Source organism: Candidatus Gastranaerophilales bacterium, assembly GCA_028696075.1.
GTDB lineage: Bacteria > Cyanobacteriota > Vampirovibrionia > Gastranaerophilales > JAILCC01 > JAQVHS01.
In genome coordinates this window covers 60,752-85,013 of the sequence record JAQVHS010000009.1, presented here as the reverse complement: position 1 = coordinate 85,013, position 24,262 = coordinate 60,752, and the positions used below count along the sequence as shown (strand labels likewise).

The window sequence follows — 24,262 nt, the reverse complement described above, 5'->3', positions numbered from 1 at the left end:
CTTACAATTAAAGCCCAGCACAGGGATAAAAAAATGCAGAGGCTTGAAGCTATGAGCGGTGGCGAAAAATCACTTACGGCGTTAGCATTTGTATTTGCAATCCAAAGGTATTCTCCGGCGCCGTTTTATGCGCTTGATGAGGTTGATGCATCTTTGGACAGTATTAACGTGGCGAAACTTGCGGATATTATCAAAAAACAGTCAAAAGATACACAATTCATAGTAGTTACACACAAGAAACCTATGATAGAATCAGCGAGTAGGACTATAGGTGTTACACAAACCGACAAAGGTATCACCAAAATCACAGGGATTAAAATAAGTGACGAATAGCTGTAATATTACACAAAATACCAGAATAATCGGAACTTTAGCCCAAAAAACCGTTAATCCGGCTGATGTTCAAATGGATTTTATTTCAAGTACCATTGCCAAAATGCAGGTGGAAACAGACGGTATCCAAGTTCTTGTCGAAATGGTTAAGAAAAATCAGCTTGACCCCTGGAATATTGATGTTGTTGATTTGGCAGACAGATATTTTGAAAAAATTATTGAATTGAAGATGAATAACCTTAGAGTAACAAGCAGGGTGTTTTTGTTTTCTGCTATATTGCTGCGTCTTAAGTCCGATATTTTAGAAGGATTGGACCCTTTTTCAGGTATTGCAGAGCCTGAAGAAAATTTTGAGGCAGATTACGATGACCCTGATTTTGAAGCAGATTTGAACCGCAATAACGTTATTTCTCTGGATGAAGTGCTTCAAAGAAGAAGCAGCATAAGACTTAACAGAAAAAGAACCGTTACTCTTAATGATTTAATCAAACACTTAGAATTTTATGAAAAGCTTGATAAAAAACGTTCGCTTAAAAATGCCTACGAACGTGTCCAAAGACGTACGCAATCTTATGCTCATTTTACGCCCGAAGATATTATAGATATTGCGCATGACGACTATATAGAAGAAGGTATAATCTGCCTTAGAAGCGTTTTGATAAAACTTTTTGAATCTGATGAGCGTGTAGAAATGAAGGAGCTTCAATCGACAGGCATGGATAAAATAACGGTTTATCTTTCCCTTTTGTTTTTGAGCGCAAGAAATCGTATTGAACTTAAACAAGACGAATTTTATAGCGATGTTTATGTTGAAAAAACAGAAGACACAAACCTTTCAGAGGTGATTGAATGAGCCTTAAATCAAAAATAGAAACGGTTTTGTTTGTAACGGCAAAGGCCATAAGTGCGGATGAAATTGCCGGAATTTTGGGTGAAAATATTGATGATATTGAAGAAGCTTTGCTTGATTTGATTATGGATTACTCATCAAGAGAAGGTGCGCTTGAAATTGATGATGAGGACGGCTACATTTTGCAGGTCAGAGAAGAGTATATGCCTATAGTAGAAAAACTTGCCCCTGTTGAGTTATCGCAAGCAGTAGTTAAAACCCTTTCTATAATCGCTCTTAAAGAACCCGTGAGACAGACTTATGTCAGAGAGCTTAGAGGTCAAACGGCGTACGAGCATATCCATGAACTTTTGGATAAAGGCTTGATTTCCCGTAAGCGTGATAAAAACGGGCGGTCTTATAATTTGAAGACAACAGAAAAGTTTAAAGAATATTTTAAGCTCAAAGGTGACACAAAAACCCTTGCGAAATTAATCGACATCGATGGTGTAAATTAGCCGTTAGGATAATTTTACATTATTGCATAATTACTAACTCATGGTAGTATTAACATGGTCTACAATTATTAATTAGTGTACTTTTTATAATAATTATTTATAAGTTAAGCGGAAAATTTCATTATACCGTTTAATTAAAATATTTTTATTATTAAGTCTTGCTACGGCAAGAAGTAATAATACTTGTGATTGCTAATTATTTTAAAGTTACGGGGAATTGTTAATTTTTGTTAACTAACTAATAAAAATGTATCAAAAAAAGTTTATTACAAGTTTCATTACAGCATGTTTGTACTCGGAGGAAAATATGATTAGTTCTGCATCAGGTAAAAATTGTTTTCAACAGTCCATTTTAACATTTAAAAATCAAATCAACTTTAATTCCCAAACCTATAGTGCTTTTGCCAGTCCGTCATCATATAATCCTGCCAATGTTAGTGTAAACAATAATCCTGCAGGAGTGAATAGTCCTCAGGCACATCCTGTTTTTAAGCCTGCTTCCAAAGATGAATTTGTTTCTTCAAAACCGACTACAAAAGATTATCTTCTAAAATATTCGGGAGTTGCAGCTTTAGCCGGTACGCTTATAGGTTTACCGATAATTTTTATATCGGGTAGGCGTTCAAATGCAAAAATGATAAGCGGACTAAGTAAAAACGTACAACAACTCTCTGAGCAAATCAGTAAAATTAAAGTTCCTCCTGCAGCAACCCAAAATGCTGCCCCTAAAACGGGATTATTGCTTTCAGGTTTATTGGGGTTAGGTTCAGGGGCTGCAATATCTAAATATATCACTGAAAAAAAAGGAGAATTGAAATCTCAGGGCTTTAGCGATGAAGAGATTAATAATGCAGAAAATGTTTCAAAAAGTATAAGCGATTTGACTGAACGAGTTCCGGCTTTAAATAATGGAATTAATGAAGCTAAAGCATTAGCTTCAAATACCAGAGCTGGTGCTACTGTAAATCCTGCAGTTAAAGAACATACAGAAAATGTTTTTGGTTTGGATTTATTAACAGTCCAGAATTATGCAGGAAAAATAAACCTTAAACGAAATGAAAAAGCTGTAAAATTTATACAAGGAGTATCAGAATCTCTATACTCTAAATCAAGAAGCCAAGCAATAAGTGATGTCAAAACTTATAGAGAAAAATATTCTAAAGAGTTAAAATCAACTTCTACCTGGGCGCTTACGGCAGAATATAAACCTATTCAAACAGGCGGATTAGGTGATGTCCCCGTTGAATTACAAAACAACTTTACAAACCTTGATTTAGATGTCCCTACTTTCATACCAATGTATTTAAAGAAAAATAAAAGTGCTTTTAAAATGGAAATGCAAGATGGAAAACAAGTTTATACTTACACATATAATACTACAACTTTTAATTTGAATAAAGTAGCTCAAATGCCTATAACGGTTTACAAAAATGGAGCTCCGCGAGTAGAACAAGTGGAATTCTTTACATGCGATGTACCTGTGCCTGTAGAACCAAATGCTCCTAAGAAAACCAAAAAATTAGTATTTATTAAAAATAATAGTTTTTTAAGTGATCATATTTATGATGCAAATGTTTTAGCAGAAGAGCCTGAAAAATTTGCATTCTTTAATAAAGCTGTTTATCAATTAGCTAATACTAAAATTAACGCAGCGCTTGGAAATGAAACAAAATGCAGTGCTGATTTACAAATTTTTGATAAAACAGAATGGAATAACCTTAAACCACCTGTTTCAATGATTTTGAATGATTGGCATGCCGGCACTATGGCTCCTCTTTTAAGATATAAATCTTCAATGGAATATGCTTATGGCGAAATTGATGATAATGCGTATAGTGCATTAAGGGATATGCCTTTGGTTATGATTGGTCATAATGTAGGAATACAAGGTAATGTAAATTCAGGCGGAAATAATGCAAGAAATAAAGAAGTTAACGAAAATATTATTAATACATTATTTGATAGCTATGCTGTAGCCATAACTAAGTTAGCGCAAACGAAGCTTCCTATCGATGATCTGTCAAATGCCATATTGGTTAAACCTAATAATGCTAATGAAAGACAAGTTAATAATTTATTTACGGGCGTAGCGTTATCAGATTTCTTCACTCCTGTGTCAAAACAATACGCAAAAGAAATTTGTGATACTCCGTTAGGTAATTCCAATACTCCGGGTTCAGGCATTGTTTGGAATTTATTGAAAGCAAAAGCAAGTAAAGATGGTACTGTTGTAGGTATTGTAAATGGTTTAGATACAAAAACAAGTGATACAAAAAACCATAAAGAATCTGTATCGAAAAATTTAAGTTTTGAGCTTAAAACATATGATAAAAATACCCAAATTGATGATGTTATGTTAGCAAAAGCTGAAAACAAAAGAAATCTTTACTCTGCATTTATAAAGAAAATGGCTACTGACGGTACAATGAAAGTTAATAATAATAGCTTGTCATTGTTAGGTGATACCGGTAAGTTTACTGTATCAGAAGAAGATTTTATGCAGGCACCTTTATTATCGTTTGCTCATAGACTAACAGATCAAAAAGGCTTAAAAACATTTAAAGGGGCAATGGCTTTATTATTTGAAAACTGGGAAAAAGACTTTGGGTCTTTGGCTAAACCGGTAGTAGTGGTAGGTGGTCAATTAGTTGATTCAGCACAAGCACAATATTTAAAAGAATTACAAGAAATTCAAGGCGGTAAGGATAGGATTTTAGTAATGACAGGATATATGCCTAACTTTGCTATGATGCCTTGTAGTGATTTCTTTGTGTCACCTTCTAATTATGAGCCATGCGGGTTAACACAAGGTCAATCTTTTGCGGTCGGTACTATACCTATTACAACAAGAACAGGCGGATTTATAGATACAGTAAAAAATGGTGTTAATGGATTTTTAACAAAAACAGAAATAGCTCCTGCTACAACACAGGAACAGCTTGATAAAGAGTTGTATGAAACTATGGTAGAAGCATTAAAAGTTTACCATAACGATAAAGATAAATATAAACAAATGGTTGCAGCTGATTTGCAAGAAAACTTAAGTTGGGTAAGACCAAATGACCAAGGACCTATATTTGAATATTTAAACTTGTTGGGACTATCAAGGGAAGGTATCAAACAAGAGCAACAAGGAATTGTAGACCAGATTGCCAAAGAAAAAGCAGAAGCAGAAAAGAAAGCTAAAGCAGAACAAAAATAAGTTATAAACCAAGTGCAACTAAAGAACTACAGAATATTTATCTGTTAAAATAAGGAATCACAATAAAAAAATTAAATAATTAACTTTTGTAACAAAACATAAGATTTCTATTTTATACATGGCAAATAAAAATAATTACATTAGTTACTAACCATTGTGAGTGTTATGAGAAATTAGCGAGGAAAACTTCATGATAACAAAAATCAGTTCTGTCAAAAATAATCAGGTTTATAGGGGTCAAAGTCTAGTTACACCTGCTTTTAAAGGTAAAGTTGAAGTTAAAGAGGAAAGTTTCCAGTCAATTATTCCCAATGTTTTAGATGTAGATAGATTATTGTTGGTTAAACGCAGCGGTCTGGGTAAACAAAATCCGGCTTATTTAATAAATGTTGAAGACTCTGAAAATGCATCGCAGAAAATTTTAGAGATTTATGAGGATACGTTGAGCGGACCTGTTGCCAAGGTCAAGAAAAATAATGACGTCGTTGATGCACCTCAAGTGAGATTAAAAGTCGGTAAATTTGGTCCGACGCTTGAAATATACGACCCTCAGCTGGATATGAAAATTCAACTATTAAAAGGTTCAAGCTTGACTATTCCCCGTGTAATAGAAGCTGTTATTCCGGGTGTTGCAAAAACAGGAAATAAAAAGAACGACATAACTTTCAACGGAAGAAAAGGTGAAATTCAAGTTGTTACAAACTATAATGAAGGTGCCACAAAAGAAGCCGTTGAATCTTATGTGGACAGTAAATTATTTTCAGCCGTTCCTACCGGTGATTATGCCCAAAGAATGTCCGGGGATAAACCTAATATGATGATATTGGCAGGTGGTTTTGGAACAAGATTATTTAATTTAACAGGAAGCGACCTTAATAAACCTGCCTTAATTTTACCCACTAAACCGGACTACAGGTTAATGGCTAATGCACTGGATCTGGTTGCCAAGTCTAAATATTTTAACCATAAGAAAGATAATTTAATTTATTTAACGGGTCAGGCTACTATAAAGGGGGATAATGTCAGGCATGTGGTTCAGGAAAAAAATCTCGGTGACGGTGGTTGCATAGCAAAAGCTTTGGCCCGTAATCATTGTGCTACAGATACACCTCTTATTATACTTAATGCCGATACCTTTACAAACGCTGATATAACAAGGGCTTATGAGGCATTTGCGCAAAACCCCGATGCGGCAATTTTGATACCTTACTATGCTGCATCTGAAGATAGGGCATCAGGATTTGGTTTAATGTCTGCAAGACCAAAAGACGTGGACGAAGATAAAATAAAGGTTTCTGTTATTGAGCAATTTATTGAAAAACCCAAGGATCCGCTTAAAGAAGCGCCGGGAGCTTATAACGCAGAAGAAGGTACATTTATGGCTAATCCGGGGATTTATATTATAAGCCCGAGAGCATTAGAAGCCTTGAAAGAAAAAGGAATTAATATAGATTCTGAATTGGGATTGGCAAAGGGTTTTATTACACCTTTAGTAAAAATGTGTAATGAAAATAATTTTTTAGACGCTGAAGGTAATCCGATGAAATGTTATACTGCTCTGTTAGAGAAAAAAGGCGGCGGTGCGGCATATTGGGATGATTTAGGTCTTGATGTAACTATCCCTGAAACCTTCAGAGATATGGCACAGGAAACTAAAAAATACGGACCTGAATCCTCAAGCAACAAATATTTTGGTATGCCCAAATTTTTACTTAATGATGCTATTAAAAATGTTGATGAAAGAACAGGTATCATCTATATGAACGACAGAGCAAAAAGTAAGCTGGAAGCGTTTAGAGAAAAGTATGGCAATTTTATCCTTGAAGGTAATGCCATTATTTATGATACCTGTGTTTAATAATATTTACTTTATTTATTTATTCTCTTAGCATAAAATGGAGGAATGAAAGTATAAATAAAATTAATACATTAAATTTTGTAACAAAATATAGTATTTTATTTTTTCAGCTAGCAAATAAAAAATATCAAGCTTGTTACACCAATATTATCATATAATATAAAATAAATTATAAACTTTTATAACAGAGAAAGGTTACACCATGATAACGAGAGTTTCTAGAAATCAGACATTTAAATCCGAACTTTTTTCCAAATTTAGTCCATCTATGGCTCAAACACAAGTCAATTCACCCCAAGTTGTACCTTCGGCTCCGGTACAGATGAGCGTTCCTCAACAAGATGTATATACGCCGTCTGCAGTAGCTGCAAAACCCGAAAACAATGTTTTGGCTAATATTCTTAAATATAGCGGAATAGCTGCACTGGCAGCTCTGCCTGTCGTATTTATTGTATCAAGAAGAGGCGGCGGTGCTGCCCAAAGTAAAATGATGACAGAGCTTCAATCTTCTGTGAGTGAATTATCCCAAAAAGTTACAACCCTTTCTTCTGAAATTACAAGCTCTAAAACAATCCAGCAAGAAGCACAAAAAGTCGCACAAGGTGCATCAGATAAATTTCAATATCTTTTAACCCTTTTATTAGCAGGCGGTACAGGTATTGCTGTTGAGAAAACCATTAAAGACCTAAAAGATAAAGTTCCGCAGCAAGACCAAAAAGATATAGAAACTGCATCTAATAACATATTTAAAACAAGACAACCTGTAACGATTAAGAATATATCCGTGCAAGACTCTAAGACACGTCAGGAAATTTGGGGCGGGTTTACCTTGGATTTGAATAACGCAGGTAAAGTAAAATCATCAACAATAAGTCAGATAAAAAAAGATATTCAGACTGTAATGGCTGGTGAAACAGCTATGACAGCTATGAAGAACCCCACTATTTGGTCGGTATGTTATGAAGGTTGGGGAACTATCGTAGGCGGACAAGCGGATATCGCTAATGAAGTTCCGGTAGAATTTAATAAACGCGGTATTAATACCGTTGCTATAGCGCCTTTATTTACTTCAGAAAAAGATAGCGCAATAAATTTCGCCCTTCTTCCTATAGAAGGAGAACCCAACAAGTTTAAATATAATTCACAAAAATTCAATAACACCAATGCCCCGACTTTGGAAAAAATCTATGATGGTAAAATGGATGACGGCAGTTATATGCAGGTTTATGCAGCGGATGTTCCCGTGAAAGCTAAAGAAGGTGAACCTCAAACACAAAAGGTATTGTATCTTCATGACGACGGTGATTTCTTTGACCTTGGCTTGATACCTAAAGTTAAAGATATAAATATCTATACAGCTAAAGCTCATGAAGAAAGAACAAGAATAGCCAAATTTAACAAAATGACATACGAACTTATTTCTAAAGTTAAGAACGGCGAAATCAAACTGCCTGATGGCGTTGAACTTAAAGCCCCTGACAAAATTATCGGGCATGAAGCATGGCAAACCTTCGGTTTGTTGGCAACAATGCGTATGCTGTCAAGAGCGGAAGAATTTGACGGCATTAAAACAAAAGAACAGGGCGAATATTTAAGAAACCTCGCCAATAATACCCTTACTATTATTCATAATATAGGTGAAGGCTATCAGGGCAGAAACTGGAATGAGCCTGAAACAAGCCAATTCTTTAATGTACTGTACGGCAAATATGCAAAAGATCTTGTATCAAATCTGTTTCTTGATGATGTAAAAGGTGAAAAATTCTACGGAACTCCGCTGCAAAGAGTAGGTTTAGCAGCCAACCATTTGAATGCGGCACAAGGGGCTCTTGCTCTTGCTACTAAAGTAGGTCCCGTTTCTGCAGGGTACAAAAAAGAAATTATAGAAAATAAAATGAGTGGTGAGCTTGACCCAATGATGGTGTTAAGAAATAAAAATGACGGTGTTGTCGCTATGCCTAACGGTGTTAACAGAGAAAAACTTGTTTTCACTGACCAAAATGTGAATGAGATTAATAAAGCCATATCAAAAGAAATTGCGTCAGGCATGGTAGAGCCGGTAAAAGCACATGCCAAAACAGCAGAAGAAATTGATAACCTTAATCCCCAAAATGCCGACATGATTAAAAAATTCATGGAAGAAAAGAAACATAATAAAAAAGTATTTATTACATTGCTAAAAGATTTAATAGACAGGGCAAAAGCTCCTGAAGCAAAAGACGTTAGATCTCCTTTGCTGGGTGGACCTGCAATTTTCCACGGTGATGTAAAACTTATAAATCTTGAAGGCGTTAATGAAGATACACCTGTCTTTACAATGGCATCGAGGATGGATGCCCAAAAGGGTTTTGATACAATGGCGGAAACCTTCAAAAATATTTATGAAAATTACGAAATGTACGGATTAAAAGAAAAGCCTGTTTTAATTACATCAGGTGGCGGTCATGCCGAATTAGACGCTCACATGGCTAAAGTTAAAGAATCTTTGGGTGAAGCCGGAAATAGAATGGTATTCTTATCTCAAAGAATGTCAGAGGCAGGTTTAATGTTAATGTCAAATGCTTCTACCATAGCTATGCCGAGTGACTTTGAGCCGTACGGAATATCCGATATTAAAGGCATGTATGCAGGGTCTCACGTTGTTGGTAACGCTGTGGGAGGCATGATTCCGACGCCCGGAGTATCGAGAAAGATGTATGATTACAATAATTCACAGGATAAAGATAGAGCAAATTCGCTTCTTGTTCCTAACGATCAATATATTCCTATGTGTACTGTTTCTGATGATAAAAAAGCAGAAGTAAGAAGAAGCAACGCAAATAAATTAACAAAGTATGTCGTTCAAAGTATCAAACTATCGCCTGAAGAAAGGGCAAGACTTGATTTGAATGCGTTGAAGACCAACGTAAGCTGGGATAAAGGCGCTCTTGATAATTATATTAATGTATTAAAAATCGAAAAGTAATCAAATAATCAGATTAAACTACAAAAAGCCGTTTTGAACTAAAACGGCTTTTTATGTATTGTAAATTTTTTTGTAAATTACTTGCATTAGAAAATAAGTCATGAGATATTAAAAAGAAATGCGGAGGAAAGGCTATGCTGATTAGAGAACATAAGTTCTCCATTACGAAAAGACATATCGAAAAGTTCGGTAGTCATGCTTCTTTCCCTTCCAGCCCGAACTATCTTAAAAATCATGATTCGGTTTCAAAAAATTCAAAAGTTATACTAAAAGAGTCCTTAAATTTAAATTCCAAAGAATTAACATTTAAGGGCTCTTTTTTAGGTTTTACAAACCGCTATACAAAACAGTTTACAAATTTGGCTGAAAATTCTAATCTTTTACAAAAATCATTGGGAGTGGATATAGCGGAAAAAATTCAAACTATTATTTCAAAAACCAAAAAGGGGATAGGGCGGATAAGGCTCGATGGAGATTCTATCTCATTTAAAGAGAAGGGCATTTTAAATTTATTATCAGACAGTATTTTATATCCAATCGTTAAGCTTCCGTTTCAACTTTTGGATTTTTTATTAACTTTGCCCCTTGTTAATAAATTAAAACCAATTAAAACGCTTTATAATTCAAAATTTTTAACAGATAGAAGAATGTCTGCTATTTTTGAAAAACAGACAAACAGTCTGCAAGGCATGTTTGAATTTATGGATAAAAATGCCGAGTTGTTGAAAAATTCAGACCCTAAGGCTGTAAAAGAATTATTAATTAATGCGTCCAAGATGTTTGACCTTAATACAGGTAAATATAATACGGTTCACGAACGTTCTTTAAACAGAATAGTTTCAGGAATTATTCCCGCCGTGTTTTTATCTTATGATGCGCATAACCTTTCAAGAATGTGCAATGACGACAAAATAGAAGCTCAAAAAGAACAAAAGGTAAGGTTTAAACAGGAAATTACAAGAATTTTGTCCAATTCATACATTCAGTTAATCACTCTTGGAGCTTTAACAGCCTTGATTAACGGCAGCATGGGGCTTACTATCGGAGTTACTATTATTACCATTTTAGCTACCGAAGTTTATTCGAGGATTGCCAACGGTAAAAGCATAGGATTCCTTTCTAAAGAAAAGGCTAAAGAATTATCACAAGACGGCAAAATACCTGAATATAACTTTGATGCCAAATTATTTGAAACCTTTAGAGGGCGGGCGCCTTATAACACTACATTTGGTATCTTTATGAAAAAGGGTGCTTCGAAGGTAAGTTTTACAAATTCTAAAAAAGATAAAGCACCAAAAGGAAACAATGCACTTCCCCCTAAAGACGATGGCGCTCTGATTAACTTGTCTACTTTAATCAAAGCTTTCATTGGTTTAGCCGCAGGAGGGTTTATAGCAGCTAAGTTCAGCAAGACAGAATTTTATGCAAGGACGCTTAAACCTTTCTTCGGTTTCTTTAAAAACCATTACAAACAACTGGTAGAAAAACCGTTTACAATGACAAAATCGGAATTTAACACTTTAATATCTAAACTTGAAAAAAGCGGGGCTCAGACTCTGGTTGAAGAGTATAAAAATATTATGGCAAAATCCGCTACAGTTAAAGGTGAAGAGTATATTTTGAATAATATTGCACGCCCTGTAGTAAAACCGATGGTTGACCTTGCTATAGGTATTCCTAAATATCTTTGGCTTGCAATAACGGTCCCTTATAAATTAACTAATACGCTTTATAAAGCTGTTACACGACAAAAAACTATCCCAAAAGCTAAAACTGATTTGGAAATTTTGACCAATACTTTAAAAGGGCTTAAGACCAAGCTAAAACTTTCTGAAGGAGAATTTAAGCAGTATCTTGATACCCAGGTGCTTAATTCATTTAACAAAAAGGATTTTTCAAGCAGTGATAATTCAATAATATCAACACTGACCAAAGCCAGTGCAACTGTTGCAACAGGCGGTTTTCTTGTGGCTGATAACTATAATATGGTAATGCTTAAATCCAAGGGTGAGGATGAGCGCGGGGCTAAATTAAAAGCTAAAGAACGTGTAGTTCAGGAAACTTCAAGGTTATTTTACTCTACAATGTTTATAGATACTTTTAACAGAGCGTTCAGTAATGTTTATAAAGCCTCACTGATGGGAATGTCTGTTGTAACCCTGTTTAATGCTTTAATCTCAGAAGCCTTCACAAGAAAGGCGATAGGCATGCCTGTTCTTCCTCACAGCCGTGATGAAATTATTACAATGGAACATGAAAATGCAAGCAAAAAAGGTATAATAGGCGGTTACTACAGGCTAATCGCCAAATTATCAGGCAAAAAGCCCCTCTCTTCAAAGTTGCAAGAGAAGGCTGAAAAAAATAAAAAAGCAGCATAGGTTAACGAATGATTTTTTTTGAAATATAATTATTAATGTAAGATATCAAAAAAAGGAAATCACCCGTGTCTGAATATTTACTGGAAATCGGAGTTGAAGAGCTTCCATACAGTTTAATTGAGCCTATATCATCACAAATTAAAACGAATATAGAAGAAAGCCTTAAAGAAAAAAACGTAAAATTTTCTGCGTTTGAAACATATACCACTCCCCGTCGTTTGACTTTTGTTATAGGTGGATTGGAGAAAGTGCAGCAAGATACCGTTAAAGAAATCAAGGGTCCGCCTGCACGTATAGCTTTTGATAAAGATGATAATCTAACCCAGGCAGGAAACGGGTTTTTGAAAAAATTTAATGCCGCCTGTGAGCAGGTTGTCAGGGTGAATGATGGCACCGAAGAGTATTTGGCTATCAAAATTGAAGAAAAGGGCAGACAGACAGTCCATATTCTTTCGGAGATTATTCCCGAAAGTATTTTAAAAGTACAAGGACACCATTTTATGAGGTGGGAAAATCTGGAAGAGCGTTTTTCACGTCCTATAAGATGGATAGTGAGTATTTTAGACGAAGAGGTTGTTCCTTTTGAACTTGTTAATATAAAAGCGGGCAGTATTTCAAGAGGGCATAGATTTGCAGGGGGGAAATCTTTTCTAATCCCATCTGTTAAGAATTACTTTGAACTTTTAAAAGAACATAGCGTAATAATTAATTCCAAAGAGCGTGAAGCTCTTATAACACAAGCCGCTGATAAAATCGCACAGTCTATGAACGCTTCTGTTAAAATCGAAGATGAACTTTTAAAAGAAGTGGTTAACCTTGTGGAATACCCTGTTCCTGTATTGGGCGAATTTGATAAAAAATATTTAGATATTCCGGAGCCTGTAATAGTAACGGTTATGGCTTCACATCAGAGGTACTTCCCTGTTTATGACAAGGACGGAAAGCTTCTGAACTGTTTTATTACCGTTGCCAATTATTTAGGTGATGACTTTAGTAATATTAAAAACGGCAATGAGCGTGTAATTAAGGCAAGGCTTGATGATGCAATTTTCTTCTTTAACGAAGATATTAAAAAACCGCTGAGTGAAAAAGTCGAAAACCTCAAAGGCACTACTTTTCAAAAAGGCTTAGGCTCTGTGTATGACAAGGTACAAAGAATAATAAAATTATCAGACAGAATATCGGATAATTTGAACCTCTCCGCTTCTCAAAAAGAAGACGCTTTAAGAACAGCGCTTCTGTGTAAGGCGGATTTGACAACCGGTTTGGTATTTGAATTTACCGAGCTTCAAGGGGTAATCGGTGCAAAATATGCGGCAATTTCGGGTGAAAATCCTGTTGTTGCTAAAGCTGTAGAAGAACACTACTATCCTTTGGCTGCGGATGGAGATTTGCCAAGTTCAATTGAAGCTCAGGTTGTTAGTATAGCAGATAAAATCGATACAATTTGCAGCGTATTTGTGTTGAATAAAATTCCTTCAGGCTCTCAAGACCCTCTTGGGGTAAGAAGGGCTTCTGTGGGCATTTTGCAAACAGTTATGCAAAATAATCTCAAACTTGATTTAGTGCAATTATTTGGTTCTGCTTTGGATTTGTATAATGTAGCTGCGGATAAAAAAGAACAAATGCTTTCCGCCATAGAAGATTTTATTGTTCAAAGGCTGAAAGGAATACTTCATAATACTTATGCGTATGATGTTGTAGAAGCTGCTTTAGGCAGTAAAAGCGCTTTGTCCGATTTGAAGGATTTCAGGGAAAGACTTGACTTAGCCGCAAGTATAAAACAAAGTCCTCAAGTTGTTAAATTCCTTGAAACCCAAAACAGAATAGCAAAGCTTGCGCAGCATACAACGGCTTTTACAGTGGATGAAGCTTTATTTATCGCAGAAGAAGAAAAAGCCGTTTACAATTATTTTAGACAAAATTTATCAGACGGTTCCCATTCTGAAATTATGGAAGCTTTGACGGATGTAATCCCTGTTGTAGAACAGTTTTTTGAAAAAGTTATGGTTATGGATAAAGATGAAAAAATCAAGCAAAATCGTTTGGCGCTTTTAAATAACCTGAACCAAAAATTCTTGACCATAGCCGATTTTTCTAAAATAGTGTAATTATTCTATATCCACTACAAGGTTAGCTATTTCTATGTCGTCATAGTCTACATATTCGTGTTGGTCCAGATTTACACCTGTTTTTATAGTGATAATATTTTCTGCGTTAGGTTTGAGAAATTGTTTTGGCACCGGCATTTTTTGGTTATCGCCGTTAATTTTAATTTCTCCGATTTTGGTTTTGTTGATAAAAACTTCTACGGGTGAACTTGAGGACGTTCTTAGATTATTTTGTTTCAATCGTTTTGCTTCCTGCGTGTCCACACCTATTATGGAACCAAAAGTTATATATACTCTTGTGTCAGCGGCAATATCATTTACCTGAAATCCTTTTTCTATAGAAGGTCCTTTTGCTTGTGATTGAAACTGTACCGCATTGGCAGAGTCGGTAGAAAAAGAGTTATCGCCAAGCCTTATAAGATTGTCTGCAACTATTATTTCCATTGCCTTGCTTTTTTGCAGCTCGAATTTTAGATTCCTGCCCAGCTCATTACTGCTTACCGTAACCGAATAAGGTCGATAACCGTCCTTTTTTATCATTAGTATAACTTCTTTTGCTTGAGACATAAGCTGAAAGCTACCGTTATTATCGCTGAAAGCAGCTTTGTTTTCAGCGGGAATAGTTATAAGCGCGCCGCTTACCGGCATTTTGGTATCATAGTCTATTACACGGGCGGCATTTTTCAAAAAATCTTCTTTTGAAATTTCGCCGACCAGAGCCTGACCTAAACAAGGCGCGTGAAACAGCAATGCAAAAAATACTGCCGCTAATGCAATTCTCACTCTCATCATAAACTTCTTTTTTAACTTGACCTATTATGAGTTTAAAGTTTGAGGCGTTTTTTTCATTGGAAAATCTACTAATCTAGTTAGGCATAAAAAAATATTTATGCTATTATTTCGACAGAAGGGCATATAGTGTGGAAATAATTTAATGCGAATAACAGAAGTAAAATTCCAATCCGTAAAAATTATTTATAAACCGTCGGTTAATCAGATTAAAATAGGTGATTTTTTAGAGCTTGAAGAATTTAACGTTAATGTTATAGCTCAGGTTGTTAAAATTGCCGTTTCTTCCATAGATAATGATTTTAATACCGCCTATTTGAATATAATTTTGACTAAAAAACAGGGCAAGTTTTTGAGCTGGCATGGAGAAACCGTTTCCAAAAATGCTTCCGTAGCGTTTGTTTCGCCTTATTTTTACAGCGAATATCTTAATATTGAAGACTTTAAAAATACACTTTGTTTCGGTAATATTTTGCAATTTACCGCTAAAAAACTTTATCTTCCGTTATCGAAATTTTCAGCACCGGTTTTTATAGGTTTTGACAGACAAAAAAGCCTGAATGATTTGGCAGAAAAACTTGTGAGTGAATTCAGCCGTTATGATGAATTGCTCTTGCTTTTGGACTTTAAAGGCAATTGTGAATTTAAAGGTGCAGAAAGGCTTGTCGCAGGCGCGGATATAAAACTGCCTCTTACGTCTTCTGTCATTGACGATATTTATGCGGGAATATTGGAAGGAATTTCGCTTGAGAGCAAGGCTGTTATTGAAGATGTGTTTATAGAAGTAAGCAAGTATGCTGACGAATGCAAGAGCGGGTTTATACCATTTTCTTCATTTAAAAGCGTAGTTAATGATATTTACGAAAAGTTAAAAATCCCCCAGCTTGTAATTCTTAAGAATAAACTGATTAAGTACGAAAAACTCAATCTTTTTGCGGATAAAGAGAGCGAAGTGTTCGGTTTTTTTGATAAATTAAAAAAAGCTAAAACCCTTTGTATTGATTTTAGCGAAATACCTTTAGAATGGCATAAAACTTTTATGACTAATTTTTTAAATATGAACCAAAGGCTAAAAAATAACTTTTATATGTACGTCTGTCTGGATGAAGAGAATTCCGATAATAAGATTATTAACAATCTTCTTTTTAAAACCGCAGCTACAGGCTTGAAGCCCATAATCGCTTCTAACTATAAATACATACAGATAGATAATATTATAGATTTTTCCAAAAATATTATTCTTTTAAAATCACATACCCAGTTTAATAAACAAAACGAGATATTTAATTTTATAACAGCTCTTCCTGAAAATGCCTTTTTGATTAGTGGCGAGCTTACAAAAGATTTATTCATGCTTGTTGATATGAGCAGTGAAGTTACAGAAACCGAAGAAGCTCAAACAACAACCGTAAAAATCCCTGCCGTAAACCCTGATATTAATATAGAAGAGGGTCAGGAAATTGATTTTCTTCAAAAAGAGATTGATATAGATGAATTCCACATGAACAAACATTTTGATGAAGTTTTTGAAGATGATAAACCCAAAGAAGTTCCTTATGAAATTGAAGAAATTACCACCGGCACGGAAGAAGTTTTGCGGGAAGAATTTGACAGCGAACTTGTCTTTCAAGATGAAGAATTAACTGTCGAAGAAGAATTCCCGGAGCCTGAAGTTGTAGATACGGAATGTATTCCCGCTTATTCTGAACCTGATACATCGGAAATCACACCGGCACCTCATCAGGAAGTCATACCCCCCGCGGGCAATATCTTTGAGGATGGAAACGATGAAAATGATTTTGATACGGAAGTTGTTGAAAATATAGAATTCCCGCAGGATGATTCACTTGTCAACCTTGAAGATATGGAAGCAGAAGAGGTTGATTTGGATGAATTGGATTTTTCACAAGGAGAGCAGGAAGAGGATGTAGATGCTGATGTGGCGATTAACTCTATCCCTGTTGTGAAACAGGGTGAAGAGCCTCAAATTGACACTAACGATGATGAATTTTTAGACCTTTTGCAAGAGGATGATTTGGATATAGATGATTTTGATGAAATAGCAATCGATGGGCAAATGGTAGAAGAACCTTCCGGATTACCTGTATATTCTGCCGATTATGACGAAAAAGAAGACAATACCGATAATACAAACAAAATAGAAGAAGGCATGCTTGTAGAACATCAAAAGTACGGCAGAGGTATTGTAAAAAAAATAATTACCCATGGTAATAAACAGTTATGTAGTATCAATTTTGATGAGTTTGGGAGAAGATTATTAGACCCTGATATTTCTCAACTTACTATATTAAATTAGAGCAGATAAGGCATGCAGCATGGGTTTAAAAAGTGTCTGTTTTACGTTAGTATATTTTTGTAAAGATATTGAATGTCAACTAGCAAGTTATTTTTAGTTCTTTTTTAATATAAGGGGCTGGCAAATTGCAAGAAAACATGGTATTATTCTTGTGTAAGTTGCTAAGTTGGAATTTTACTATCCTTGGACTAAATAGGAGGTCATCTATGGTAGCTCTATTGAAAAGAGTACAGGCAAAGAAAAATGCTCTGAAAGACGATTATTTTGGACGTTATCTGGAGAAAACAACTGAAAACACCACTGTTAACGGAAACAGGGTGGCGAAGAAACTTTCGTGGTACAAACGTATTTTAGGACTGTTTTAATAAAAAAAGAGCTTTGGCTCTTTTTTTATTGTCTGAAATAAGATATTGACCGATTGTTTTAGTTTGATTGCAGATAAGAAGTGTTTGCAGTATATTAAGCGTATGATTAAGCCGAAGAAATCCATTGCGAATATAGAGAGCTATCCTGTCTTCGATGGGCAGGAGGAGTGGCTGCTTAAATTAGATTTCAATGAAAATCTTATAGGACCATCCAAACGGGTATTAAATGCAATAAAAAATATTGATATTAAAAACATAAAATTTTACCCTAAATACCGCGAGCTTATAAAAGAACTTGCCCTTTATAATCATATTGATGAAAGTTATATTTTGCCTACAAACGGGGCAGATGAGGCTTTGAAGTATGTTTTTGATGCTTTCGTAGAATCAGGTGATGAAGTATTAACGGTTACCCCTTCATTTTCTATGCCAAAAACTTACGGTGCAACGAGCGGTTGTGAATACAAAGAGATTAACTATGTGAAAAAATGGGAATTTCCCCTCAATGATTTTTTAGATGCAATTAATGAAAAAACAAAACTTATTATAATCACATCACCTAACAGCCCCACGGGTGAGCTTATTTGTGATGAAAGTCTGAAAAAAATTATAGCTAAAGCACAGCACTCTATTATCTTGATAGACGAAACTTATGCAACTTATGCTGATGTAACCTATGTGGATTTGGCTAAGCGCTATAATAACGTAATAGTAATTAAATCTATGTCAAAAGACTTTGCTTTGGCGGGTTTACGTCTGGGTTATATAATTGCGGATGAGAGTCTGGTTAAAACAATAAGAAAAATTATTTCGCCGTTCAGCGTTAATTCTATTGCCTGTTTGGCAGGAGTTAGCGCTCTTAAGGATTTGAAACACCTTGAATATATTAAAAAAGAGGTCGATAAATCTAAAAAATATTTGACAGAAGCTTTGGCTTCTTTTGCAAAAGTAATTTATCCAAGCTTTTCAAACTTTTTATGTATAGATTTTGGTGAAAGAGCAAAATTTATTTATAAAAAACTGCTGAAACAAAAAATTAAGACAAAGCTGTTTGAAAAAGGAGAATTAAAAAATCACTTCAGGCTGACTATTTGTGATATAAAGGGAGCAAAAAAACTTGTTAATGCGCTTCAATCGAGAGAAATGATAGTTTTTGATATGGACGGAGTTTTGGTTGATACCTCTCAGTCATACAGGATGGCTGTTAAAAAGACATACGAATTTTTTGCAAATAAAGAGATATCTTTTGATAAAATAAGCGAAGCAAAAAACAAGGGCGGTTTAAATAACGATTGGGATTTGACGGAGTTTTTGCTCAAAGAAAAGGGGCTTGATATTTCCAAGTCAGAAATTATTGAAAAATTTCAGGAGCTTTATTTAGGCGAAGATTACGACGGTTTAATCTCTAACGAAAAGTGGCTTATATCAAAAGAAAAATTGGAAGATTTGGCTAAAGAGTATGATTTAGCAATTTTTACGGGCAGACCAAAGGAAGAAGCTCTTTATGCCGTTAAAAAAGCAGGGGTCGAAAATCTTTTTGAACCCGTTATAACAATGGATGATTTACCAAAAGATAAACAAAAACCGCATTGTTCGGGTTTAGAGAAAATAAAGACAACAGCACTACCGACAGCATTATATTATTTGGGCGACACGCCTGATGATATGATTTGTGCGGTATCTGCCAATGCTTTTCCTATGGGGGTTTTACCTCCTCAGGATAAAAGCGTTGAACTTGAAACTCTTTTGAAAAACAACGGTGCTATGGTAGTATTAAAGAACACAGAAGAATTAATCGACTTTTTGGAGCAGCGCTAATGAGAGAAGCAACAGTTATAAGACAAACCCTTGAAACCGAGGTTAAAATCACTCTTAATCTGGACGGTACAGGTAAAAAAAATATTTCCACACCGTTTAAATTTTTCAACCATATGCTGGAGCAAATAGCTGTGCATGGCTATTTTGACCTCGATATCGAGTTGAAATCTCTTGACGGCGACTCCCACCATGGTATTGAAGATACGGCAATTGCCCTGGGCGATGCCTTTAAAAAGGCTTTGGGTGATAAAAAAGGAATTAACCGCTACGGCAATTTCTTCATCCCTATGGATGAGGCTCTTGTTCTTACGTCGCTTGATTTTAGCGGAAGGGCGTTTTCTAATACGGATTTGAATATTAAAGATGAGAAAGTAAGCGATTTTGAAACCATACTTATAAAGCACTTTTTCTCAAGTTTTGCCTCGGCTGCCGCTGCAACTCTTCATATAAAAGCTTTTTACGGCGAAGATACCCACCATATTATAGAAGCGGCATTCAAGTCTTTTGCCCGTGCGCTGGCTCAGGCATGTGAAATTAACCAAAAGTACAAGGATATAATGCCCTCTTCAAAAGGTATTTTATGATTCGTGTTATTAACTACGGCGGCGGCAATGTGAGGAGTGTTACCAACTTGTTGCAATCTTTGGGTTATGACTTTGGCGTTTCATCAAAAGAGAGGGAAATTTTGGCTGCGGAAAAAATCATTTTTCCCGGACAGGGGCATTTTGGTCAGTCTATGAGTGCGCTGAAAGAATGCGGGCTTGATTTTACCATTCACAAAGCTGTAGAAAAACAAATTCCTTTTATGGGGATATGTGTCGGGCTGCAGGTTTTGTTTGAAACAAGCGCAGAAGCTCCGGGAGAAAAAGGGCTGGGGCTTTTTAAAGGCAGTGTTGTGAAATTTACGGAAGGGAAAATCCCTCAAATAGGCTGGAATAAAATTAAAACATTGCCCCCTAATACGGTATTAAGCGATGACTTTTATTATTTTGTAAATTCTTTTTATGTGAAACCGCGGGATGAAACTATTGTTTCTTCCGTTGCAAACTACCATATTGATTTTTGCGCTTCCATAGAGAAAGAAAATCTTGTTGCGATGCAGTTCCATCCGGAAAAAAGCGGCGAAGCCGGTGTTAGCACGATAAAAAACTGGCTTGAAAAATAATATAAGATTTCTGATTTGTTCAGTGGTCTTAATATGTAAATTTTTGCATAATAAATCATTTTTTGTGGCTGCCTTTAAGTTACAATAAAAGGACGGGCATGGAACGGGATATATTTTAGTTTAGGTTGAGAGGTTAGTTTGGCTAAAGCAGAAAAAATACCGCCGCAGAGCATAGAAGCTGAAGAGAATGTACTGGGTGCATTGCTTATAAATCCGCATGTAATACCAAGGATTGTTGAGATTTTAAGCTCTCCCGATATATTTTATGACCCTGCCCATGGTCAGATTTATGCAAGTATTCTTGATTTATTTAACAATACAAGACCTATTGATATTATCACGGTGTCAGAGGACTTGAATACCAAAGGACTCCTTAAGTCTGTCGGCGGGCGGGCGAAAATTAACGACCTTGCTTTGCATGTTGTTACAACGGCAAACGCGGAATATTACGCAAAAATCGTTGCGGAAAAGTCTTCTTTACGCGATTTAATCAATGCAGGCGCCGATATCGTGGAAATGGCCTATGAAGAAGGTCAGACAGGTACTGTGCTGGAACTTGCCGAGCAGGCGATATTTTCTATTGCACAAAAAAGAACTAAATCAGACTTAATCCATATCAAAGATATTGTAGGCGATTCTTACGAGCAGATAGAACACAGGTATAATAACAGCGGAGAGCTGGCGGGAATTTCGAGCGGATTTTATGACCTTGATAATATAACCTTCGGATTTCAAAAATCGGATTTGATAATTTTGGCGGCAAGGCCTTCTATGGGTAAAACGGCTTTTGCATTAAATATTGCACAACACGTCGGTGTAAAAGAAAAGAAACCCGTTTTGGTTTTTTCTCTTGAAATGAAAAAAGACCAGCTTGTGCAAAGGATGCTTTGTTCTGAAGCGGAGATTGATTCCAGTCGTTTGAAATCAGGCAGAATGCAGGCTAATGACTGGATTGCGCTGTCGGAGGCGATGGGTTCTTTGTCTGAAGCGCCTATTTATATTGATGATACCCCCGGGCTTACTATTACGGATTTAAGAGCAAAATGCAGAAGGCTTTCGATGAAAACCGGACAAATCGGGCTTGTTATTATCGACTATTTACAGTTAATGGAAGGTACCGTTAAAGCAGGCAATGACAACCGTGTGCAGGTTATTTCAGCTATTTCGAGAGGATTAAAAGGCATAGCAAGGGAAATTGACGTGCCGGTGCTGGCGCTTTCGCAATTGTCAAGAGATATTGAAAAACGTACCGACAAATCACCCATGTTATCAGACTTGAGAGAATCAGGTTCAATAGAACAAGATGCCGATATTGTTATGTTTATTCACAGGGAAGAATATTACGACAAAGATAACTCTAGCCCCGAAAATAAAGGTAAAGCCGAAGTAGTGATAGCTAAGCAAAGAAACGGCGCTATAGGTAAAGTTGAGCTGCTCTTCCAGTCCAGTATTACCAAATTCAAGAACAAGGCTGTCAGAACAGAAGTATTTTAATTTTTCTTTAAAAGGGAAGTTGCAAAACTCTTTTTGTGCTAAGATTTTTATAAACGGTACAAGCAGAGCAGGTTTATTATGTGGGACTATACTGATAAAGTTAAAGAATATTATACAAACCCTAAGAATGTCGGTGAAATAGAAAATCCTGATGCAGTGGGCGAAGCAGGCAGTTTGGTTTGCGGCGATGCATTAAAAATATATCTAAAAATCAACGATGAAGGTATTATTACGGATGCCAAATTTCAAACATTTGGCTGCGGTTCGGCTATTGCAAGCTCAAGCGCCTTAACGGAAATGATTATAGGCAAAACAGTAGAAGAAGCCGAAAAAATTACAAACGACGATATTGTAGAATTTTTGGGCGGACTGCCTAATGAAAAAATTCACTGCAGCGTTATGGGAAAAGAAGCATTAGATGATGCTTTTGCAAATTATAAAGGCATTGCAAAATCTCAAGACAGCTGCGATAGAACAGTTTGCCAGTGCTATGGTATTACGGAAAAAAAACTCAGACAATTAATAAGAGAACACAAAATTAAAGATATTTATGAAGCGGCTGCGGTTTCAAAAGTCGGGTCCGCCTGCGGTAAATGCAAAGAAGACGTTCAGGCAATTATTGATGATGAAAATACCGAAAAACAGGAGTCCGTACCTTTAACACAAACCCAGCTTATTATTAAAGTGAATTCTCTTATCGAAGGGTATATTTCAGACCAGCTGAGAAAAGATGACGGTGATATACAGCTTATAGAGGTTGAAGGCAATAAAGTGTTTGTAAAATTAAAAGGTACCTGCTCAAACTGTGCTATGAGTTCTTTGACGTTGAAAAACTTTGTAGAGAAAGTTCTAAGAGAACAAGTATCACCGGACATAGAGGTTATAGCAGTTTAGGGGGCGGTTATGGAAAAATGTTTAGTATACTTGGATAATAATGCCACCACTAAAGTTGATGAGCGTGTGTTTGAAAAAATGATTCCTTTTCTGACGGAAAAATATGGGAATCCCTCAAGCATGCATGAATTTGGCGGTGAGATAAGCCATGACGTAGCAAAAGCGAGAGAGCAGGTTGCTGATTTATTGGGCGCTGCAAATGATTATGAAATAACATTTACCGGCTGCGGCACAGAGAGCGCTAATATAGCAATAAAAGGCGCGCTTGAAATTAACAAGGAGAAAAAACATATTATTACGACAAAGGTTGAACATCCTTGTGTTTTAAACCTTTACAAATGGCTTGAAAAAAGGGGCTACAGGACAACTTACATCGGGGTTAACTCCGAAGGTGAGCTTGATTTGGATGAACTTAAACATTCTATAACTGATGATACGGCTTTGGTTTCTGTGATGTGGGCAAATAATGAAACAGGCGTGGTTTTTCCTGTTGAAAAAATTGCCAATATGATAAAAGAAATCAACCCTAAAACTTTGTTTTTTGTTGATGCGGTGCAGGCATGCGGAAAAATCCCTATAGATGTTAAAAATACAAAAATAGATATGCTTGGTATTGCGGGGCATAAATTTCACGCTCCCAAAGGCGTCGGTGCGTTGTATGTTCGCAGGGGAATTATGCTTCCGCCGCTTATGCTTGGCGGACATCAGGAAAGAAGCCTTCGCCCAGGAACAGAAAATGTTGCAAGTATCGTTGGTATGGGAGAAGCGGCAGTTTTAGCAAAAGAGTATTTGTATGATGAAGCGACAAGGGTTTTTGATTTAAGAAATCAACTTGAAAAAGGGATTTTATCAACGGTATTTAATGCCAGAGTTAACAGTGCAAAAGCGCTCCGGGTACCTAATACATCAAATATCAGCTTTGAGTATATAGAAGGTGAACTTATTTTGCTTCATTTTTCTCAAAACGGTATTTGCGCAAGTTCAGGCAGCGCCTGCACCAGCGGAAGTTTGGAACCCAGCCATGTTCTAAAGGCAATGGGTATACCTTTTACCGCTTTGCATGGAAGCATAAGATTTAGCCTGAGCAGATATACAACTCAGGAAGAAATAGACTATACTCTAAAAATGATACCTGATATAATAAAGAAAATTAACAGTTATTCTCCTTATCAAAAAGAGCTGAAGGAGTTATGCGAAATTCGCAAAAACAATAAAAATGCTTAATT

At 35.9% G+C, this 24,262-nt stretch carries 17 protein-coding genes and 1 pseudogene; 17 read left to right on the top strand and 1 reads right to left on the bottom strand.

Annotated features, from left to right (window positions below):
• From PHX18_06925 to glyS, 8 genes are all read left to right on the top strand, one after another.
• The coding region (locus tag PHX18_06925) for an AAA family ATPase (GenBank protein ID MDD3594342.1) at window positions 1-333 on the top strand (333 nt) is incomplete at its 5' end.
• On the top strand, window positions 323-1,186 hold the full coding sequence (locus tag PHX18_06920; GenBank protein ID MDD3594341.1) for a segregation/condensation protein A: 864 nt from the start codon (window positions 323-325) through the stop codon (window positions 1,184-1,186). The genes PHX18_06925 and PHX18_06920, both read left to right, overlap by 11 nt.
• Window positions 1,183-1,680 (top strand): SMC-Scp complex subunit ScpB, encoded by a 498-nt coding sequence (scpB, locus tag PHX18_06915; protein MDD3594340.1) that lies wholly within the window; start codon window positions 1,183-1,185, stop codon window positions 1,678-1,680. The genes PHX18_06920 and scpB overlap by 4 nt, the downstream gene beginning before the upstream one ends.
• A 634-nt stretch (window positions 1,681-2,314) precedes the next feature.
• Window positions 2,315-4,882: a glycogen/starch synthase gene (locus PHX18_06910; GenBank protein ID MDD3594339.1), complete on the top strand. Its 2,568-nt coding sequence runs from the start codon at window positions 2,315-2,317 to the stop codon at window positions 4,880-4,882.
• Between the two features lie 190 nt (window positions 4,883-5,072).
• The gene (locus PHX18_06905; protein ID MDD3594338.1) at window positions 5,073-6,740 is read left to right on the top strand and encodes a sugar phosphate nucleotidyltransferase; all 1,668 of its coding nucleotides are present in this window, start codon (window positions 5,073-5,075) and stop codon (window positions 6,738-6,740) included.
• A gap of 268 nt (window positions 6,741-7,008) precedes the next feature.
• Window positions 7,009-9,705: a glycogen/starch synthase gene (locus PHX18_06900; GenBank protein ID MDD3594337.1), complete on the top strand. Its 2,697-nt coding sequence runs from the start codon at window positions 7,009-7,011 to the stop codon at window positions 9,703-9,705.
• 134 nt (window positions 9,706-9,839) lie between these two features.
• Window positions 9,840-12,083 carry a hypothetical protein gene (locus PHX18_06895; protein ID MDD3594336.1) on the top strand — a complete coding sequence of 748 codons (2,244 nt, stop codon included), beginning with the start codon at window positions 9,840-9,842 and terminating at the stop codon, window positions 12,081-12,083.
• A gap of 65 nt (window positions 12,084-12,148) precedes the next feature.
• The gene (gene glyS, locus PHX18_06890; protein ID MDD3594335.1) at window positions 12,149-14,194 is read left to right on the top strand and encodes a glycine--tRNA ligase subunit beta; all 2,046 of its coding nucleotides are present in this window, start codon (window positions 12,149-12,151) and stop codon (window positions 14,192-14,194) included.
• Here glyS and PHX18_06885 read toward each other — a convergent pair whose 3' ends face one another.
• On the bottom strand, window positions 14,195-14,986 hold the full coding sequence (locus PHX18_06885; protein ID MDD3594334.1) for a carboxypeptidase-like regulatory domain-containing protein: 792 nt from the start codon (window positions 14,984-14,986) through the stop codon (window positions 14,195-14,197).
• A 142-nt stretch (window positions 14,987-15,128) separates the two neighbouring features.
• Here PHX18_06885 and PHX18_06880 point away from each other — a divergent pair, with 142 nt between their 5' ends.
• The 9 genes and pseudogenes from PHX18_06880 (at window position 15,129) to nifS (ending at window position 24,260) form a co-directional block, all read left to right on the top strand.
• Window positions 15,129-17,300: a hypothetical protein gene (locus PHX18_06880; protein MDD3594333.1), complete on the top strand. Its 2,172-nt coding sequence runs from the start codon at window positions 15,129-15,131 to the stop codon at window positions 17,298-17,300.
• Window positions 17,301-17,506: 206 nt separating this feature from the next.
• On the top strand, window positions 17,507-17,665 hold the full coding sequence (locus PHX18_06875; protein ID MDD3594332.1) for a hypothetical protein: 159 nt from the start codon (window positions 17,507-17,509) through the stop codon (window positions 17,663-17,665).
• Window positions 17,666-17,767: 102 nt separating this feature from the next.
• Complete coding sequence (locus PHX18_06870) at window positions 17,768-19,483, top strand: aminotransferase class I/II-fold pyridoxal phosphate-dependent enzyme (GenBank protein MDD3594331.1); 1,716 nt, start codon at window positions 17,768-17,770, stop codon at window positions 19,481-19,483.
• Entirely contained in the window at window positions 19,483-20,067 is a 585-nt protein-coding gene (gene hisB / locus PHX18_06865) for an imidazoleglycerol-phosphate dehydratase HisB (GenBank protein ID MDD3594330.1), read from the top strand. Before PHX18_06870 ends, hisB begins: the two co-directional genes overlap by 1 nt.
• Window positions 20,064-20,648, top strand: a complete 585-nt coding sequence (gene hisH / locus PHX18_06860; GenBank protein ID MDD3594329.1) for an imidazole glycerol phosphate synthase subunit HisH — start codon at window positions 20,064-20,066, stop codon at window positions 20,646-20,648. The genes hisB and hisH overlap by 4 nt, the downstream gene beginning before the upstream one ends.
• A gap of 138 nt (window positions 20,649-20,786) precedes the next feature.
• A complete protein-coding gene (gene dnaB, locus PHX18_06855; protein MDD3594328.1) occupies window positions 20,787-22,142 on the top strand; it encodes a replicative DNA helicase in 1,356 nt (451 codons plus the stop codon).
• Between the two features lie 78 nt (window positions 22,143-22,220).
• Window positions 22,221-22,601 (top strand): annotated as a pseudogene (locus PHX18_06850) (iron-sulfur cluster assembly scaffold protein).
• Complete coding sequence (locus PHX18_06845; protein ID MDD3594327.1) at window positions 22,587-23,036, top strand: NifU family protein; 450 nt, start codon at window positions 22,587-22,589, stop codon at window positions 23,034-23,036. Before PHX18_06850 ends, PHX18_06845 begins: the two are co-directional and overlap by 15 nt.
• Before the next feature lie 9 nt (window positions 23,037-23,045).
• Window positions 23,046-24,260, top strand: a complete 1,215-nt coding sequence (gene nifS / locus PHX18_06840) for a cysteine desulfurase NifS (GenBank protein MDD3594326.1) — start codon at window positions 23,046-23,048, stop codon at window positions 24,258-24,260.
• Window positions 24,261-24,262 lie beyond the last annotated feature (2 nt).

Excerpts from the sequence above, each read along its gene's own strand:
- hisB (MDD3594330.1), top strand. The coding sequence starts at position 19,483 with ATGAGAGAAGCAACAGTTATAAGACAAACCCTTGAAACCGAGGTTAAA.
- PHX18_06875 (MDD3594332.1), top strand. The coding sequence starts at position 17,507 with ATGGTAGCTCTATTGAAAAGAGTACAGGCAAAGAAAAATGCTCTGAAA.
- hisH (MDD3594329.1), top strand. The coding sequence starts at position 20,064 with ATGATTCGTGTTATTAACTACGGCGGCGGCAATGTGAGGAGTGTTACC.
- PHX18_06885 (MDD3594334.1), bottom strand. The coding sequence starts at position 14,986 with ATGATGAGAGTGAGAATTGCATTAGCGGCAGTATTTTTTGCATTGCTG.
- PHX18_06880 (MDD3594333.1), top strand. The coding sequence starts at position 15,129 with ATGCGAATAACAGAAGTAAAATTCCAATCCGTAAAAATTATTTATAAA.
- PHX18_06900 (MDD3594337.1), top strand. The coding sequence starts at position 7,009 with ATGGCTCAAACACAAGTCAATTCACCCCAAGTTGTACCTTCGGCTCCG.
- scpB (MDD3594340.1), top strand. The coding sequence starts at position 1,183 with ATGAGCCTTAAATCAAAAATAGAAACGGTTTTGTTTGTAACGGCAAAG.
- PHX18_06905 (MDD3594338.1), top strand. The coding sequence starts at position 5,073 with ATGATAACAAAAATCAGTTCTGTCAAAAATAATCAGGTTTATAGGGGT.
- nifS (MDD3594326.1), top strand. The coding sequence starts at position 23,046 with ATGGAAAAATGTTTAGTATACTTGGATAATAATGCCACCACTAAAGTT.
- PHX18_06870 (MDD3594331.1), top strand. The coding sequence starts at position 17,768 with ATGATTAAGCCGAAGAAATCCATTGCGAATATAGAGAGCTATCCTGTC.
- PHX18_06910 (MDD3594339.1), top strand. The coding sequence starts at position 2,315 with ATGATAAGCGGACTAAGTAAAAACGTACAACAACTCTCTGAGCAAATC.
- PHX18_06895 (MDD3594336.1), top strand. The coding sequence starts at position 9,840 with ATGCTGATTAGAGAACATAAGTTCTCCATTACGAAAAGACATATCGAA.